This is a genomic window from Streptococcus sp. 27098_8_76, from assembly GCF_041432315.1.
Taxonomy (GTDB): domain Bacteria; phylum Bacillota; class Bacilli; order Lactobacillales; family Streptococcaceae; genus Streptococcus.
Genome location: NZ_JAPVZI010000009.1, coordinates 52,561 through 69,220, shown reverse-complemented (window position 1 = coordinate 69,220; position 16,660 = coordinate 52,561). Strand labels below are relative to the sequence as shown.

The following is a 16,660-nucleotide window of genomic DNA, read 5'->3' as shown; positions in this document are numbered from 1 at the left end:
ATTTTCTCCTAAATTAATTGATCCATTATAATTTTTCTGGGATTTTCTACAAAAAGTTCTTTCGCTTTTTTCGCTCCATATTTCTTAGCAATGATATCGTATGCCTGTTCCATATATGGAGGTCTACTGTCTAAATTATGCATGTCACTTGCAACTACATGAACTAAATCACGTTCCAAAAAATACCGAGCTCTCTTTTTCATAAATTTATATCTTTCACCAAAGAGCTTAGGTTTTAAAACATGATAACTATTTATCTGAGTATAGCAACCCATATCAATCAGTTCGCGAACGCGTTTTTCATTATTCTCTAAAGCATCATAACGTTCAATATGAGCAATTACTGGTGTGATTCCCAACATCAAAATATTACTCAATCCCGTATGAATCTCACGATAGGGAGTGTGCATGCTAAACTCAATCAAAGCATAACGGCTATCATTAAGGGTAGGAATTTCTTTTTTTTCTAGCTTTTCTAGAACATCCGAAGTATAGTATATCTCTGCTCCATAAGCAATGACTAAATCATCTGCTACTTCTTTTGCAATTTCACGAACCTTAATAAAATTTGTTGCAATTTTTTCTTCTGGAGTTTCAAACATTCCTTTTCGACGATGTGAAGTAGACACAATCATTCGAACCCCTTGATTATAAGCTTCTCTTAAAAGTGCCTTGCTATCCTCTATCGACTTTGGCCCATCATCTACATCAAAAACGATATGCGAATGGATGTCTATCATTTCATCTACCCTCCATCACATCCTGTATAGCTGCCTTGACTGTAGCTAAACTACTATCATCTATTTCCATCATATAGAGACTACTGTCTGGCATTGCATAAGAAGGAAGATCCATCCGACCTGTCCCTTTTAAATCTTGAGAATTTACTTTATAATTTCCTCCACTTTCCAACTGAGTATTCACTAGATCCATCATAGTCTCAATCGGCATATTTGTTTGAAGAGAATCCTGCAATCCTTGAAGAATACTACTATAATTTTTCAAGGCCTCTGTAGAAGTTAACTTCTGAATAATTGCTACAATAACCTTTTGTTGGTTGCGACCACGGTCACGATCTCCATCGGCTAGTGAGTAGCGTTCACGCACAAAACCTAGAGCTTGCTCAGAGTCTAGATGGACATTTCCCACTGGAAAATGGAACTTCCCATGTAGAGCTGAAAACTCTTGATCGTTATGAACATCTACCCCTCCCAACAAGTCAATCAATTTCAAAAATGAGGTAAAATTCAAACGAACATAATAATTAATATCTACTCCATAAAGGTTCTCTAAGGTATGAATAGATGAATCAACCCCGTATATACCAGCATGAGTCAATTTATCCTTTTGATTGTTTCCACCATCAGCAATAGGAACATATGAATCTCGTGGAGTTGTTGTAAGAAGGATTCTCTTCGTATCCCTATTGACCGTCATCAGAATATTGACATCTGAGCGCGAAACTGAACTAATGGCACCGTAAGTATCAATACCACTGACATAGATATTAAAGAAACGATCTTTAGATACCTTAGGGGTCTCAACATCCTTGGTCATTTTTTTAGTGTAAATTTTCTTAATTTTAGAAGCATAATCTGGATACTCTGCTTCAATAATATTCTCAAATACACTATTTAAGACAATGGCTTTGGCCTCTCCAGAAATCAAACTTTTATAAGTTGACAAGTAAGAAGTACTTGTATCAACCGTCAAATCCTTATTTTGACTCGTCTTAATATCAGAGATTAGCTTTTGAATATTCTCATTATCCGTACCTGTTGGTCCCATAACACTAGATAATTGGGTAACATTATTGATATCGCTATCCTTTAAAACGACGACGCTGAGAGAATACTCTGAATAATTTGAAGTTGCATTAATATGACTTGTAAAACCTACAAATTGTTGCAGAGCAAATACAGAAACTGAACTCACTAAAACAGCTAGTGTTAAAAAGAAAATCGTGAACTTTTCTGCTTTTTTATAGATTATTAATAGTGTGGCAGTCACAGCAACCATCAGGGTAAAAACTGCTACCACTATATTAATGTGCCTGAAAGCAAGTATATTGTACTTAAAAATTAAGAACAATAAAAAACCAACTAACAATAAATAAAGAGTCAATAAAACTATATTAACACTTCGCTTCACTTTCTGCGAACGTGATTTTTTAAAACGTCTACTCATGATTAATACCTATACATTTAATATTACTATTGTATCACTTTCTAAAGATAAATTCTACATCTAGCCAGTTTATAAACCTCCTTCGATATAGGTGCTAACTTCTCAAAGTAACTTCCACTTGCCTAACCGAAGTGGAAATTAGTCTAAAACGGATTTTTATGGTGGAATTAAGTGTGAGACGTTTGAGTTAGAAATGAGGTCTACTATGACAAAATATAAACACCTTACCCTTTCAGACCGTAATGATATCCAATTAGGCTTAGAGCGCGGTGAAACCTTCAAAGCTATCGGACAATCCATTCTAAAAGACCCGACTACTGTTTCTAAAGAAGTCAAACGAAATAAACAAATTAGAGACTCTACCTCTAACAACCTTCCTTGCCCTTTACTCGATAAAGCTCCCTTTGTCTGTAATGGATGCCCTAAAAGAAGACAAAATTGTGGCTATAAGAAGATCTTCTACCTCGCTAAGCAAGCTCAAAAACAGTACGAACAAACTCTTGTTGAATCTCGTGAAGGAACTCCCCTCAATTCCAAGACCTTCTGGGAAATGGACAAAGTCATTTCTAATGGGGTTAAAAAGGGACAACACATCTTTCATATCCTCAAAACTCATAACCTTGATGTCAGCTCCTCAACTGTCTATCGACACATCCGAAAAGAATACCTATCTATCGCTCCTATTGACCTAGCCAGAGCCGTCAAATTCAAAGAAAGACGGAAAAGTAAGCTACCTTCCATCCCTAAAGAAGCTAAAAAAGGACGTTCCTATGAGGATTTCCAAAACTATTTAGCACTGAATCAACTAGACTCTTGGCTAGAAATGGACACCGTTATGGGCAGGATGGGAGGTAAAGTCTTACTCACCTTCAACCTGTCTTTCTGTAACTTTATCTTCGCTAGACTTCTGGATAATAAAACTGCCCTTGAGGTTACCAAACACCTCTATGACATCAAGAACACTCTTCACCAAGCTGACAAAGATTTCTCCCAACTCTTTCCTGTCATTCTTACCGATAATGGTGGAGAGTTTGCCAGGGTTGATGATATCGAAATGGATGTGCGAGGAGAGAGTAAACTCTTCTTTTGTGACCCTAATCGCTCTGACCAGAAAGGCAGAATTGAGAAAAATCACACGCTGATTCGCGACATTCTGCCTAAAGGAACTTCTTTTGACAATTTAACCCAAGAGGACATCAATCTCGTTTGTTCGCATGTCAACAGTATCAAACGTGCTGCTTTGAATGGAAAGTCAGCTTATGAACTCTTTGCCTTTACCTATGGAGAAGAGATTCCTAAGCTTCTTGGTATTTCTAAAATACCTGCAGAAGACGTCTGCCAGTCGTCTACATTACTCCAACATAAATTCTAAAAACTAACCTTTAACCCCATTCAAACGTCTCACACTAACTTCCACCATAGCGGAACTTAATCTGAAACGCTTTCAGATGAGGGGATTTTGTGCGCTCTTTTTTCTATTCATTTTGGCTATAAAAGCGATGAAATCAAGCATGAGTAAAACCAGTGGAACTTACCCTGACACGGATTTCCACTGGTTTTTAGGATTTTTATCAGACTAACTTCCACTTGGATTAGCGGTGGAAGTTAGTTTGGGAATTTACCCTTCGATATAGGTTATTTGGACATCATAAGCACTTATACTCTTCGAAAATCTCTTCAAAGTATACCAACACCACCGTATAATGGTTATATGTTACTGGAGACAATCTCAAAACAAGTCTTTGAAATTCTGTGTATCTCTTCCTAGTTGATCTTTGATTTTCATTGAGCATTAAACCATCAAAATCAATACAGCATTTCATTTATAGTGTATTGAATCAAGAATAGTACACCACGACTGCTAAAATATTTCTATACATTAATTTGACTTTCCTAATCGATTTGTTCACATCTTATTTCAATCTACTATACAATTTTCAACACAGCCAGATAACTACTAGCCCATACAGCAAAAAACAGTTCTATTAGGACGACTTTATAAAAATCATCCAATAGAACTGCTCATCATTATTTAACATGTTTTTCTGCTTCTTTTTGAGCTTTTTCGATTGCTTTTTTGCTTTCTTGCTCCCATTTAGTTTTGGCTTCTTCATACTGTTTAGTTGTAACAGTATCTTTTTGCAGTTTCATGTACTTGTAGTTATTTCCGTCACCCTTGATGCCGACTAGTGAATAGCCTCTTGTAAATGGTGTTACTTTGGTTACAGATGCTGTTCCACCATTTGACATAGCTGACATGATTAGAGAATTGTCAATCATCCAAGCTTGAGCTTCAGCGTATTTTTCATAGCGTTTGGTTACATCTTTATTTTCACTATCTGCATCTTTGAGCATCTTGGTGTAAGTATCAAGCCCCAAGCTAGCAATCTTAGCTTTATCTTCTTGAGCATCTAGACCAAAAATTTTGAGGTAGAATCCATCCTCTGCATTGAAAGGATTGAGATAAGTTGACGGATCTTGGTAGTCACCTACCCAACCATCAAAGTTCAAATCATAGTCACGATCAGCTGGTGTTGGTGCTAAGAAGGCTACGTTATTAAAATCATCTGTTGAAAGTTGTTGAACATCAATGACAATATTATCAGCACCCAAAACTGATTCAAGAGTCTGTTTTACAGAGTTCATACCTGTCACAGCATTCTTATTCGTCTGATCAACTGCCACATCCAAGTGAATTGGGAAGGTCACACCTTGACTTGCCAATTCTTTTTTAGCTTCCGCAAATTTTGCTTGGGCTTTTTCTTTGTTGAAATAGGCATCTTGAGCATCTGCCAAGTTAATACCTGACCATTCTGTTCCGTAGTTGACCAATTTAGAAGCGACTACTTCTCCAAAGGTCTTGTCTCCAACTTGGACAAATGTAGGAGGTACTAGGGTGTTACGAAGAGTCTTGCTAGCCGCTTCTTCCCCATTTGACTGAGCAGAATAGGCTGTGCGGTCCAAGGCAAAGTTCACCGCTTGGCGGAAGTTTTTGTTCAAAACAGCTGTCTCAGTTGACTTCTTCTGCTCATCTGTCGTTTTAGCAGTGTGATTGTAAGCCTTACGATTGACATTGAAATTGAAATACCAAGAAGTCTTGTCCTGCAAGCTATAGACGATATTATCCTTATATTTCTCCTTGGTCTTGGCGAAGTTAGAACTATTTGGATAAACCCCAGCGATAGAATAAGCTCCACTTTCAAAGTTACGGATGGTCAATTCTTGGTCTGAGCCATCAAAGTAAGCCAATTTCACGTGTTCAATCGATACTTTGTCATGATCATAGTAATGCGGATTCTTCACATACTCGATCGATGATTTTGATGTGAAGTCTTTTAACAAATAAGGTCCACTGTAGAGAATGCTATTTGGAGATAGAGTCCCAAAATCTTTCCCTTTTGAATTTAGAAACTCTTCATTTACTGGGAAAAGAATACTGTTCGTTGTTTTTGAGTTCCAGTACGGTTCTGGGCGTGCCAAAGTATACTCAACAGTCTGGTCGTCGATGGCCTTCACTCCAACCTTAGAAAAGTCAGAATCCGCTCCTGTAATATAATCATTCAAGCCCTTGATCGAGTTTTGAATCAAGTCAAGTGCCTGTGATTTATTATCCACTGCATACTTGATACCTGTCACAAAATCCTGTGCCTTGACTGGGGCGTACTCTTCACCATCAGCTGTGAACCATTTGGCATCTTTTCTCAATTTGTAGGTATAAGTTAGACCGTCGCTTGAAACAGACCAGTCTTCTGCCAAAGATGGAACTAGGTTTCCATGATTGTCATTTTCAAGCAAACCATCAACTAGGTTAGTAATAATAGCTGTATTGTCAGCGTAATAATCTAATAAGTAATTAAATGTAGTTGGATTTCCACTAAAGGTTGATGAGTAAGTTTTTGTATCTGAACCTGATTGACCGCAAGCGGCTAAAAGCAAAGCAGCCGCAAAAGTCAGGCCTGTACTAAGGACACGCTTTTTTGTATTCATCTTCTTTTCTCCTTTATGTTAGTTTTTATAACATAAGTTTATTTTACCAAAATAGCCAGGATTTGTAAAGTTAATTGAATTTCGAGAATGAAAGTTTATAAATCTTGGTTATAAAAAAACAAAGGATTTCTGTCTTTCATACAGTCCTCCCTTGTTTTTATACGATTTCAATTTTAAATTTTTCTGTAAAAAACATTTATAGTAATTCCACACAGAAAGCATCCCATGGAGCTAAGATTTGTTTTTCAAAAACTTCTTGAGCCACGGTGTTTTCAATTAAGACCGATTTGACGTTTCCTTCTACGGTCAAGTCTTGCTCTTCATTGGACAAGTTAGCCACAACTAAGAAACGACGGTCACCGTCCTTACGGATATAGGCAAAAACCTTGTCAGCCGTTTCCAATAGTTCAAAGTCAGCTCGAATCAGCCAGCTATTTTCCTTACGGATTTGAACCAGCTTCTGATAGGTATAGAAAATCGAATCTGGATTTGCCAGCGCTTCCTGAACATTGATTACTTGATAGTTTGGATTCACTGCTAACCAAGGTTGACCTGTTGAGAAACCAGCATTTTTGCTCTCGTCCCATTGCATTGGGGTACGGGCATTATCACGTCCAATGACACGGATACTGTCCATGATTTCTTCCATCGGAACGCCTTTTTCAAGAGCTTCACACGCATAGTTGAGGGATTCAATATCTTCTACTTGGTCCAGTGTTTCAAAGGGATAGTTGGTCATCCCAATTTCCTCACCTTGGTAAATATAAGGTGTCCCTCTCATGAGATGAAGTAAAATTGCAAAGGCTTTGGCAGATTTTTCTCGGTATTCTTGGTCATTTCCCCAGATTGAGACGATACGAGGGAGGTCATGATTGTTCCAAAAGAGTGAATTCCAGCCGTCCTCAACGCCTAACTCTGTCTGCCATTTGTTGAAGATTTCTTTTAACTTAGGAATATTCAGTTCTTTTTGATAGTGCCACTTAGGCTGACCTTCCTGATACTGAAGACCGATATGTTCAAAATGGAAGACCATAGACAATTCTTGCCCCTTTGGATCAGAGTAGAGCTTGGCAATCTCTGGCGTTGCTCCCCAAGTCTCCCCTACTGTCAAGAGATTCTTATCGCCAAAAGTGGCCTGATTCATCTCCTTGAGATAAGGGTGGAGCATAGGACCATTATTGACTACTTTCTCGTCAGGAATTTTCCCAATCATATCAATAACATCCATACGGAAACCGCCAATGCCTTTATCAATCCAGAAGTTCATCATCTCATAAATTTTCTGACGAAGTTTTTCATTTTCCCAGTTGAGATCGGGCTGTTTCTTACTGAAAAAGTGGAGATAGTATTGACCTGATTTTTCATCGTATTCCCAAGCAGAACCACTAAAGATAGAATCTAGGTCGTTAGGTTCATCCCGCCAGATATAGTAGTCTCGCTCAGGGCTATCAGAATTTTCACATGCCTCGACAAACCAAGCATGCTCATCTGAGGTATGATTGACCACCAAGTCCATGATGATACGAATATCACGTTTCTTAGCTTCAGCGATTAGTTGGTCCATATCCTCCATGGTCCCGAAAATAGCTGCAATCGCTTGATAATCAGCAATATCATATCCATTATCATCCATAGGACTGTCATAAACAGGAGAAAGCCAAATCGCTGTGATTCCTAGCTTGGCTAGATAGTCTAACTTACTGGTAACTCCTGGCAAATCGCCAATTCCATCTCCGTTGCTATCCATAAAGCTCTTAGGATAAACTTGATAGACTACGGCATTGTGCCACCATTTTTCTTGCATCTTCTTACCTCATTATTTTAATAATCTGTAGTCTATGATAGCGCTTTTTAAAATTTTATGCAAGCGTTTGCCTAATCTTTTTGATTCCTTTTTTAAGTCCATAGTTTCCTAACTGCCAATTTTTTATTATAATAGAGGTCAGAGGTAAAAAAATGAAAAAACAAGCTTTTAGTTCTGAACAATATTTGAATCTACAACGCGACCACATTTTGGAGCGCATTAACCAATTTGACGGCAAGCTCTACTTGGAGTTTGGTGGCAAAATGTTAGAAGATTTCCACGCCGCTCGTGTCCTTCCTGGTTATGAACCTGACAACAAAATCAAACTCTTGCAAGAATTGAAAGAGCAGGTTGAGGTTGTGATTGCTATTAATGCGAGCAACATCGAGCATTCCAAGGCACGTGGTGACTTGGGCATTTCTTATGACCAAGAAGTTCTTCGTTTGATTGACAAATTCAATGAATTAGGAATTTTTGTTGGCTCCGTTGTCATTACACAATACGCTGGCCAACCTGCTGCAGATGCCTTTCGCAACCAGCTTGAGAAAAATAGGATTGATTCTTATCTTCATTATCCAATCAAAGGATATCCGACGGATATGGATCACATTATTTCCCCTGAAGGTATGGGGAAAAATGATTACATCAAAACCAGTCGCAACTTGATCGTCGTAACTGCTCCTGGACCTGGTTCTGGAAAATTGGCAACTTGTATGTCCAATATGTACCACGACCAAATCAATGGCATCAAGTCTGGCTACGCTAAATTTGAAACCTTCCCAGTTTGGAATCTTCCCCTTCATCATCCAGTTAACTTGGCTTATGAAGCTGCCACAGCTGACCTTGATGATGTCAACATGATTGACCCCTTCCATCTTCAAACCTATGGAGAAACCACTGTCAACTACAACCGTGATATCGAGATTTTCCCAGTGCTCAAGCGCATGTTGGAACGCATTCTAGGAGAGTCTCCATACGCTTCTCCGACTGATATGGGTGTCAACATGGTTGGTTTCGCTATTACAGATAATGAGGCTGCTATTGAAGCCTCTAAACAAGAAATCATCCGCCGTTACTATCAGACTGTTCTTGATTTCAAAGCAGAGAAAGTTGGTGAAGCAGCTGTCAAGAAAATCGAGTTGCTTATGAACGACCTCGGTATCACACCTGCAGACCGTAAGGTTGCTGTCGTTGCCCGTCAGAAAGCAGAAGAAACTGGCGGACCAGCCCTAGCCCTTGAATTACCAAATGGGGAAATAGTGACTGGTAAAAACTCAGAACTCTTTGGCCCTACAGCCGCTGCTCTTATCAACGCCATCAAGAAATCAGCTGACATTGCTAAAGAAGTAAAACTAATCGAACCAGAAGTTGTCAAGCCAATCCAAGGTCTTAAAATCGATCATCTGGGTAGCCGCAATCCACGCCTTCATTCAAATGAAATTTTGATTGCACTGGCTATCACAGCTACAGAAAATCCTGACGCTGCTCGCGCTATGGAAGAACTTGGCAACCTCAAAGGAAGCGAAGCCCACTCAACCATCATCTTGACCGATGAAGACAAGAATGTCCTTCGTAAACTAGGTATCAATGTAACCTTTGACCCATACTACCAATACGACCGCTTGTATCGTAAGTAAAGCTTCGAACCTCTCCACCCTCGGAGAGGTTTTCTCTCTGTCTCAAGAGCCAGCTTTATGTTATAATGAAAGAAGAAAACTGAAAGGATTTACCATGTCAAAAGAAGTTATTGTTGAAAGTTTTGAACTTGACCACACTATTGTTAAAGCACCCTATGTTCGCTTGATTGGGGAAGAAGCCGGGCCAAAGGGAGACGTTATCTCCAACTTTGATATTCGCTTGGTGCAACCAAACGAAGACTCTATCCCTACTGCTGGTCTTCACACTATCGAGCACCTCTTGGCAAAACTCATCCGTACCCGCATCGACGGCATGATTGACTGTTCACCATTTGGTTGCCGTACAGGCTTCCACATGATTATGTGGGGGCGCCACACTAGTGCCGAAATCGCGGCCGTTATCAAGGATTCGCTCAAGGAAATCGCTGAGACTACTACTTGGGAAGATGTTCCTGGAACAACCATCGAATCTTGCGGAAACTACAAGGACCACAGCCTCTTTTCTGCCAAAGAATGGGCAAAACTCATCTTGGAACAAGGAATTTCAGATGATGCCTTTGAGCGTCATGTGATCTAAACACAAAAAGGAACCGGCTTTTCAGCTGGCTCCTTCTTTTTTATTCTCAAAATTTTGTCTTATACTCAATGAAAATCAAAGAGCAAACTAGAAAGCTAGCCGCAGGCTGTACTTAAGTACGGCAAGGTGAAGCTGACGTGGTTTGAATTTGATTTTCGAAGAGTATTAGGCTTTTTCTCGAATGACCAAAACACCATCTTCCATATCTGCTTCCAGATGTTTAGCATCTAAATGATCCAAGTGGAAGTCTGTCACCTTATCACGAATTTCTTGTTCAACCACGCGACGGAGAGGACGAACACCCATGACTTCGTCATAGCCTTCTTCTGTGATATAGTCCTTAGCCGCTTGACTGACTGACAAATCAATGTCTTTCTTAGCCAAGGTTTGGTTGACTTCAGCCAACATCAAGTCCACAATCTTAGAAAGGTCTTCCTTAGTCAAGTGTGAGAACTCAATAACTGCGTTAAAGCGGTTGAGGAATTCTGGACGGAAAAATGGTTTCAAGCGGTTCATCAATTCTGGTTTATCCGCATCTTCTGTTAAGTTGGCTTCATAGCCAAATCCAGCATTTGATGTTGCGATAATGACAGTGTTCTTGAAGTTTACTGTATTTCCTTGACCATCTGTCAAACGACCATCATCCAAGACTTGGAGGAGAAGGGTAATGACTTGAGGATCAGCCTTTTCAATCTCATCCAAAAGAATGATAGAGTAAGGATTGCGACGAACACGTTCTGTCAAGGTATTGCTATTGTCATCATAACCCACATAACCTGCTGTTGTACCAATTAGCTTAGAAACGGCTGTGCGGTCACTGTATTCAGACATATCCAAACGGATGATTGCGTCCTTGGTTCCAAACATATCTAGAGCCAATTGTTTAGCAAGTTCAGTCTTACCAACACCAGTAGGACCTACAAAGAGGAAGCTACCGATTGGACGGTTACCTTCATCAAAACCAGCACGGTTACGACGGATAGCTTTTGCTACTGCTTCAACGGCCTTATCTTGACCAATAACTTTCGTCTGCAAACGATGACCCATATCTTTCAAACGTTCGATGTCTGATGCTCCCATTTGTGAGACTGGAATACCCGTCATTCGCTCTACAGATTCAGCCACATCGTTGACACTTGCAGTCACTTTCATATCTTCTGTGTGATTTTCGATTTTCTTTTCCAATTCTGCAATGCGTGTTTTATAGTTTAGAGCTGCTTCAAAATCTTCTGCCTCAACAGCTTTTTCTTGCTTGTCTTTTTCTGCCTCAATTTCACGTTCAACAGCATGCACATCTGTTACAGGATGCTGAGCTGCTAAGTGAGCCGCCGTTACATCGACAAGGTCGATAGCCTTATCTGGCAAGCTACGTTGAGGAATGTATTGAACAGAATAATCTACTGCTGCTTTCAAAACTTCATCTGGCAAGATGACATTGTGGTGTTGTTGATAAAGATCACGAATTCCTTGAAGGATTTTAAAAGTATCCTCTGCTGAAGGAGCATTTACCTTGACTTCGTTGAAACGACGAGCAAGGGCTGCATTTTTCAAGATAGTATTACGGTATTCATCTTGAGTCGTTGCGCCAATCACTGTCAATTCTCCACGTGAAAGAGCTGGTTTCAAGATATCAGCAAGACCTTTAGACCCTTGACCATCACCTGTGCTACCAGCACCAAGAATTTGGTGAATTTCATCAAAGAAGAGGATAATATTCCCTGCTTCTTTTACTTCATTTACTAGATTTTGAACGTTTTCTTCAAAGCTACCACGGTATTGGGTCCCAGCCTCAAGGCCTGAGATATCAATGGAAATAATTTCCTTGTTCTTAATAGCAGCTGGAACATCACCGTTCACAATGGCTTGTGCCAAGCCTTCGACAACGGCTGTCTTACCAACGCCTGCATCTCCGACCAAAACAGGATTGTTCTTGGTACGGCGTGAGAGGATTTCAGATGTTTCTTGAATTTCCTTGTTTCGTCCGATAACAGGATCCAACTTGCCTTCACGAGCTTCTGCTGTCAAGTTACGACCTAGTTTAGCAAGCACACCGTCTTGTTTCATACCTGATGCCTGTTGTGGCATTTTTCCATCAACTTCTGCATTTCCTGGTAATTGACCAGTCGCACGATAGTGAGCAAATTCCTCAGGTGTCACTTCACGTCCATTAATCAAGTAACGTCGATTTTCAGAACTATATCCTCGCATACCACCCATCAATTGGTTAAATAAATCATCCATGTTGTTAAAATTATTAAAGTTGTTATTCATATTCTTTACCTCTTTTTGTTATTTATTATCACTGACATTGACTATCTTTGATCTTTATTTTAAAAAATTTAGACTAGCTAGATTGCTACTCTACGTACTATTTCTGGTTTTTCTTTTTCAAGCAGGAGTAGACTATCTTTACTTCTGAATATTTCTAGATTAAACATAGACCCCACCTCTTTCTATTTTACTTTAAATAATACTCTTCGAAAATCTCTTCAAATCACATTAGTTCTATCTGTAACCTCAAAACAGTGTTTTGAGCACTTCTTAGTTTGCTCTTTGATTTTCATTAAGGATAAGTGTTCACGTAAGGCTTTCATTTACCTTACGTTCATAATATACTACATTAGTCAGAAAAGGTCAAGAGATTTGACTTTGATTGACCAATGTTTTTTATACTCTTCGAAAATCTCTTCAAACCACATCAGTTCTATCTGTAACCTCAAAACAGTGTTTTGAGCACTTCCTAGTTTGCTCGTTGATTTTCATTGAGTATAAGTGTTCTAGTAAGGCTTTCATTTACCTTACGTTCATAATATACTACATTAGTCAGAAAAGGTCAATGGATTTGACTTTAATTGACCAATATTTTTAAAAAAGCAAAAACACCCTGAAACATCAGGGTGCCATTCTTACATCAAATACAAAATTGCTAGGGTCAGGAGACTTGCTAGAAGCCCCACTCCCCAAAAGAAGAAATCAACCTTCCACTCGCTCCAAGGATTTCCTTTACCAGACAATCCTCCAAGCTCAAAATGGTGATGCACAGGCGTCATACGGAAAATACGTTTACCACCTGTCAGTTTGAAATAGCTGACTTGCATCATGACCGAAGTTGTTTCAAAGACATAAATAATTCCGATAATCAAGAGAGTCCATTCTTGGTGGAGAGCCATTGAAATAGCTGCCAGCATTCCACCAAGAGCTAAACTTCCCACATCTCCCATAAAGACCTTAGCAGGCTTATGGTTAAAGACAAAGAACCCAAGCAAACCACCAATCATGGCCAGAATCACTAGTAGGATATCCATCTGACCTTGCACATAGGCAATAACTCCATAGGCAGACAAACTAATCACAACGGAAATACTAGCCAGACCGTCAATGCCGTCTGTCAAGTTGACTGCATTTGAAAAACCGACTAGCCAGAAAAGAGCAAAGAAAATATAGAAAAATCCCAAATGAACTGGATAACCAAATACAGACAGGATATCGCCCCCACGCTCATAGAAAAGATAGAAGATAACTCCACCTAAAAGCTGAAGAGCTAATTTTTGCTTAGGATTAAGCCCCTCATTGATTTTGCGAAAAACCTTGAGAAAGTCATCTAAAAATCCGACCAAGCCATACAAGACCAAGATAAACAAAATCATTCCTACATTATTGCTGAATTGGCTACTAAATAGGGCAAAAAAGAAAGCAATCAAAACAGAAGTAATTAAGAAAACCAAACCTCCCATTGTAGGAGTCCCAGCTTTTGCCTGATGCTGTTTGACATCCTCATGCATCTGCTGGCCTGTAATTTGCGCCTTTCTATAAAATTGGATAAAGGCCGGAATTCCTACTAAAGTTAGTAAAAATGTCACAATTCCAGCACTGATGGAAATAAACATATTAGTCTCCTAAAGTTAATGTAATTTTTTTAATGTCCTTGATGGCTGTATTAGCACGAACATCTTGCTTCTGCACAGTAGAGCCCGAACCTTCAAATTCAAGTTCTATATTGAGCCACTTAGCAAAGGTCTCAGCAGTCGCTTTTGTCCAGCCATACATGTCTGGAACTTCCTCTGCCTTATCAGATAAGATCAGGACTTGCTGATTCGGGGCAAGATTCTTCCCTTCTTCAGCAGAACTGTTTTTAATCTTCGTTCCTGTTCCCACAACGATAGGTTGTACAAGATTGCGACGTAATTCTTCTGCTAAATCACCAGGTGAAATATCCTTGACACTAGGCATAGGATAAGGACTTTGTTGACTTACTTGCTCCAAAGCTTTAGCTGTTGTTTGAAGATTGAGAGAGTCTTTCATAGCTGAAGCCCGCTCCAAGATAGGATTGGCAAATTCTCCCAACTGAATACCTAAATAATGTTCAGGTTGTTGGACCGTCACATACAAGATAAAATCAGGATTTTCAGCCGGATTCATCGATACAGCCGAGAAAATATAGTTGGTTAACCCGACTAGATAACCACCATTTTTCTCGTCAGCAATCTGAGCCGTACCAGACTTGAGGGCTACATTTTGCCCAGGAACAGTTACAGTTGGCTTGCCTGTGCTGTGGTTATACATGGTTCCATAAACCGGATCCGTCCCTACCAAAACCATGTTAGTACGAGTTAGACTAGCTGCATCTTTAGAAACAGGATTTCCCACAATTTCTTTTTGAGATTTCCGAGCAGTTTGATCATTTGGATCATAAATGGCACTAATAAATTTAGGCTCCAGCATGACACCGTCATTAGCAATAGCGGTAAAGGCACGAATCATTTGCGTCTGGGTCACTGAAATCCCTTGTCCAAATGAGCTTTGCGCAATGTTGACAATATTATCCGCAGGAAGTTGCCCAGCATACTCATCCGTCAAACCGAAACGGGTCGGAACACCAAATTTAAAACGATTAAGATAATCAAGCCAGGTAGCATCTCCCATCTTTTGCTCAAGGAGGGTCATCCCAACGTTACTTGAGTGTGCAAAACCTTGAGAAAAAGTCATCATACCACCGACGGTCAAACCTTCATTAACGTCCCAATCTCGAGTCGTCACATCCGCTATTTTTAATTCGCTGCTATTGAAGTATTCTCCACCTGGGAAGGTATTGTTATCAATAGAAGAAGCTAACGTCATGACCTTCATGGCTGATCCTGGTTCATAGTTACTTTGATAAAGAATATCACGCCAAACAAAGTCCTCTGTAATGCCTTCTTTTGTATCTGCATCAAAGGTCGGTCGTTGCGTCGTTGCGAGTATCTCTCCCGTTTTAGCACTGACCAAAGTCGCTGTCATATACTTTCCTTTTACCTTCTCTTGAAAAGCATCCATCTGGGTTTCCATAAAGGACTGGAGGGGGCTGGAAATGGTTGTGTAAATATCCTTACCATCCACCGTTTGCTGGGAAACTTGTTCTGTTCCGGGTACAATATTACCCAGACGATCCTTTTCATAGGTAATAATGCCGTCTGTCCCTGCAAGAATACTGTTCAAGGAACTCTCCATTCCAGAAGTTCCCAGCAAACTCTTGCTACCATCCTCATTTTCATGGAGTTGGGCTAAACCAATAAAACTAGAGGCAAATTGTCCATTTGGATAGCTTCTGTTTGGGCTAGTTGTAAAGTCAATTCCTTCAACACTAGCGTCTTTCAAATCCTTTTTAATAGCCATCATATTGGCATAGGTAATCCCATTTCCTTTTGCACCAAAAGAAACTTGGGTCAGATTCGGTTGAGACAATTGTTCTTTAACATAAGTCTCGTCCATATCCAGATACTTATGGAAAACCTCTGCTACCTTATTAAACTGGGCATCTTCTACATAAAGAATTTTTCCCGTTGCTGATTTGTATTTTTTATCAATGACAGCATAGACATTATAGGAGGTTGCGTCCTCAGCAATCGGGACTCCATTTCGGTCATAAATAGTCCCACGTTTGGCAGGGACTGTACGAGTTATTTGGTGAACTTTCTTAGCCTCTTTGACTAGATCCGTTCCAAATTTACTACCACTTCCGATAATAACAGCAAAATTGACCAAAAAGACAGCGAAAAGTACGACAGCTAACAAGCTGATGTACTTCCCCACTATTTTACGGTTTTCTGCTGGAGATTTACGGTTTCTAATCGCAAATCGGGTTATTCTTTTTGTCCACTTCATATCTTACTCCGCTGATCGAATATTCTCGTTATTCAATTTTAAGTCCTTAGAATTTGCGATTTCTTTCAAGCGTTCTGCCCTCAACAATTCATTTACCTCTTGTTTGGCATCATCCAACTCTGTCTTCTTCTCCTCTATCTGCGCATTGATTTTTGTCAAATCATTTTGTACTTGTAGGAGTCGAGTCTGCATAAAGATAATACTAAGCGCCAAAACGAGAGCTGTAAACGCAATGGAAAGATAAAAAGCCTTCTCCACACGGGAGAATTTTTTTATACGACTCTGCAAGAATTGACTGGTTGTTTCTTTTTTATCTACCATTTTTTC

General features: G+C 39.6%; 11 protein-coding genes. 3 read left to right on the top strand and 8 right to left on the bottom strand.

Annotated elements, in window-relative coordinates:
• Positions 1-8: 8 nt before the first annotated feature.
• Positions 9-740: a capsular polysaccharide biosynthesis protein Cps4B gene (gene cps4B, locus O3636_RS07625; protein WP_000565324.1), complete on the bottom strand. Its 732-nt coding sequence runs from the start codon at positions 738-740 to the stop codon at positions 9-11.
• A 1-nt stretch (position 741) separates the two neighbouring features.
• Positions 742-2,187 (bottom strand): LCP family protein, encoded by a 1,446-nt coding sequence (locus tag O3636_RS07620; RefSeq protein ID WP_261040169.1) that lies wholly within the window; start codon positions 2,185-2,187, stop codon positions 742-744.
• Between the two features lie 205 nt (positions 2,188-2,392).
• Here O3636_RS07620 and O3636_RS07615 point away from each other — a divergent pair, with 205 nt between their 5' ends.
• On the top strand, positions 2,393-3,559 hold the full coding sequence (locus O3636_RS07615) for an IS30 family transposase (protein ID WP_371642459.1): 1,167 nt from the start codon (positions 2,393-2,395) through the stop codon (positions 3,557-3,559).
• 656 nt (positions 3,560-4,215) lie between these two features.
• On the opposite strand, the gene O3636_RS07610 is transcribed toward O3636_RS07615, so the two are convergent.
• Both O3636_RS07610 and O3636_RS07605 read right to left on the bottom strand, forming a co-directional pair.
• Positions 4,216-6,174: a peptide ABC transporter substrate-binding protein gene (locus tag O3636_RS07610; protein ID WP_371642457.1), complete on the bottom strand. Its 1,959-nt coding sequence runs from the start codon at positions 6,172-6,174 to the stop codon at positions 4,216-4,218.
• Between the two features lie 196 nt (positions 6,175-6,370).
• Positions 6,371-7,978, bottom strand: coding sequence for an alpha-glucosidase (locus O3636_RS07605; protein WP_371642455.1), 1,608 nt, complete (start codon positions 7,976-7,978; stop codon positions 6,371-6,373).
• 152 nt (positions 7,979-8,130) lie between these two features.
• Here O3636_RS07605 and O3636_RS07600 point away from each other — a divergent pair, with 152 nt between their 5' ends.
• Both O3636_RS07600 and O3636_RS07595 read left to right on the top strand, forming a co-directional pair.
• Positions 8,131-9,615 carry a DUF1846 domain-containing protein gene (locus tag O3636_RS07600; protein ID WP_261066388.1) on the top strand — a complete coding sequence of 495 codons (1,485 nt, stop codon included), beginning with the start codon at positions 8,131-8,133 and terminating at the stop codon, positions 9,613-9,615.
• A 94-nt stretch (positions 9,616-9,709) separates the two neighbouring features.
• Positions 9,710-10,192: an S-ribosylhomocysteine lyase gene (locus O3636_RS07595; RefSeq protein WP_371642453.1), complete on the top strand. Its 483-nt coding sequence runs from the start codon at positions 9,710-9,712 to the stop codon at positions 10,190-10,192.
• Positions 10,193-10,357: 165 nt separating this feature from the next.
• Here the strand turns inward: O3636_RS07595 and O3636_RS07590 are convergent, their stop codons facing one another.
• The 4 genes from O3636_RS07590 to ftsL all read right to left on the bottom strand — a co-directional run bounded on the left by O3636_RS07590 (position 10,358) and on the right by ftsL (position 16,654).
• Positions 10,358-12,463, bottom strand: coding sequence for an ATP-dependent Clp protease ATP-binding subunit (locus O3636_RS07590; protein WP_371642451.1), 2,106 nt, complete (start codon positions 12,461-12,463; stop codon positions 10,358-10,360).
• A gap of 635 nt (positions 12,464-13,098) precedes the next feature.
• On the bottom strand, positions 13,099-14,079 hold the full coding sequence (gene mraY, locus O3636_RS07585; protein ID WP_371642449.1) for a phospho-N-acetylmuramoyl-pentapeptide-transferase: 981 nt from the start codon (positions 14,077-14,079) through the stop codon (positions 13,099-13,101).
• Position 14,080: 1 nt separating this feature from the next.
• Positions 14,081-16,333 (bottom strand): penicillin-binding protein PBP2X, encoded by a 2,253-nt coding sequence (pbp2X, locus tag O3636_RS07580; RefSeq protein ID WP_371642447.1) that lies wholly within the window; start codon positions 16,331-16,333, stop codon positions 14,081-14,083.
• A gap of 3 nt (positions 16,334-16,336) precedes the next feature.
• On the bottom strand, positions 16,337-16,654 hold the full coding sequence (ftsL, locus tag O3636_RS07575; RefSeq protein ID WP_000227825.1) for a cell division protein FtsL: 318 nt from the start codon (positions 16,652-16,654) through the stop codon (positions 16,337-16,339).
• Between the last annotated feature and the right edge of the window lie 6 nt (positions 16,655-16,660).

Excerpts from the sequence above, each read along its gene's own strand:
- cps4B (WP_000565324.1), bottom strand. The coding sequence starts at position 740 with ATGATAGACATCCATTCGCATATCGTTTTTGATGTAGATGATGGGCCA.
- O3636_RS07620 (WP_261040169.1), bottom strand. The coding sequence starts at position 2,187 with ATGAGTAGACGTTTTAAAAAATCACGTTCGCAGAAAGTGAAGCGAAGT.
- O3636_RS07615 (WP_371642459.1), top strand. The coding sequence starts at position 2,393 with ATGACAAAATATAAACACCTTACCCTTTCAGACCGTAATGATATCCAA.
- O3636_RS07610 (WP_371642457.1), bottom strand. The coding sequence starts at position 6,174 with ATGAATACAAAAAAGCGTGTCCTTAGTACAGGCCTGACTTTTGCGGCT.
- O3636_RS07605 (WP_371642455.1), bottom strand. The coding sequence starts at position 7,978 with ATGCAAGAAAAATGGTGGCACAATGCCGTAGTCTATCAAGTTTATCCT.
- O3636_RS07600 (WP_261066388.1), top strand. The coding sequence starts at position 8,131 with ATGAAAAAACAAGCTTTTAGTTCTGAACAATATTTGAATCTACAACGC.
- O3636_RS07595 (WP_371642453.1), top strand. The coding sequence starts at position 9,710 with ATGTCAAAAGAAGTTATTGTTGAAAGTTTTGAACTTGACCACACTATT.
- O3636_RS07590 (WP_371642451.1), bottom strand. The coding sequence starts at position 12,463 with ATGAATAACAACTTTAATAATTTTAACAACATGGATGATTTATTTAAC.
- mraY (WP_371642449.1), bottom strand. The coding sequence starts at position 14,079 with ATGTTTATTTCCATCAGTGCTGGAATTGTGACATTTTTACTAACTTTA.
- pbp2X (WP_371642447.1), bottom strand. The coding sequence starts at position 16,333 with ATGAAGTGGACAAAAAGAATAACCCGATTTGCGATTAGAAACCGTAAA.
- ftsL (WP_000227825.1), bottom strand. The coding sequence starts at position 16,654 with ATGGTAGATAAAAAAGAAACAACCAGTCAATTCTTGCAGAGTCGTATA.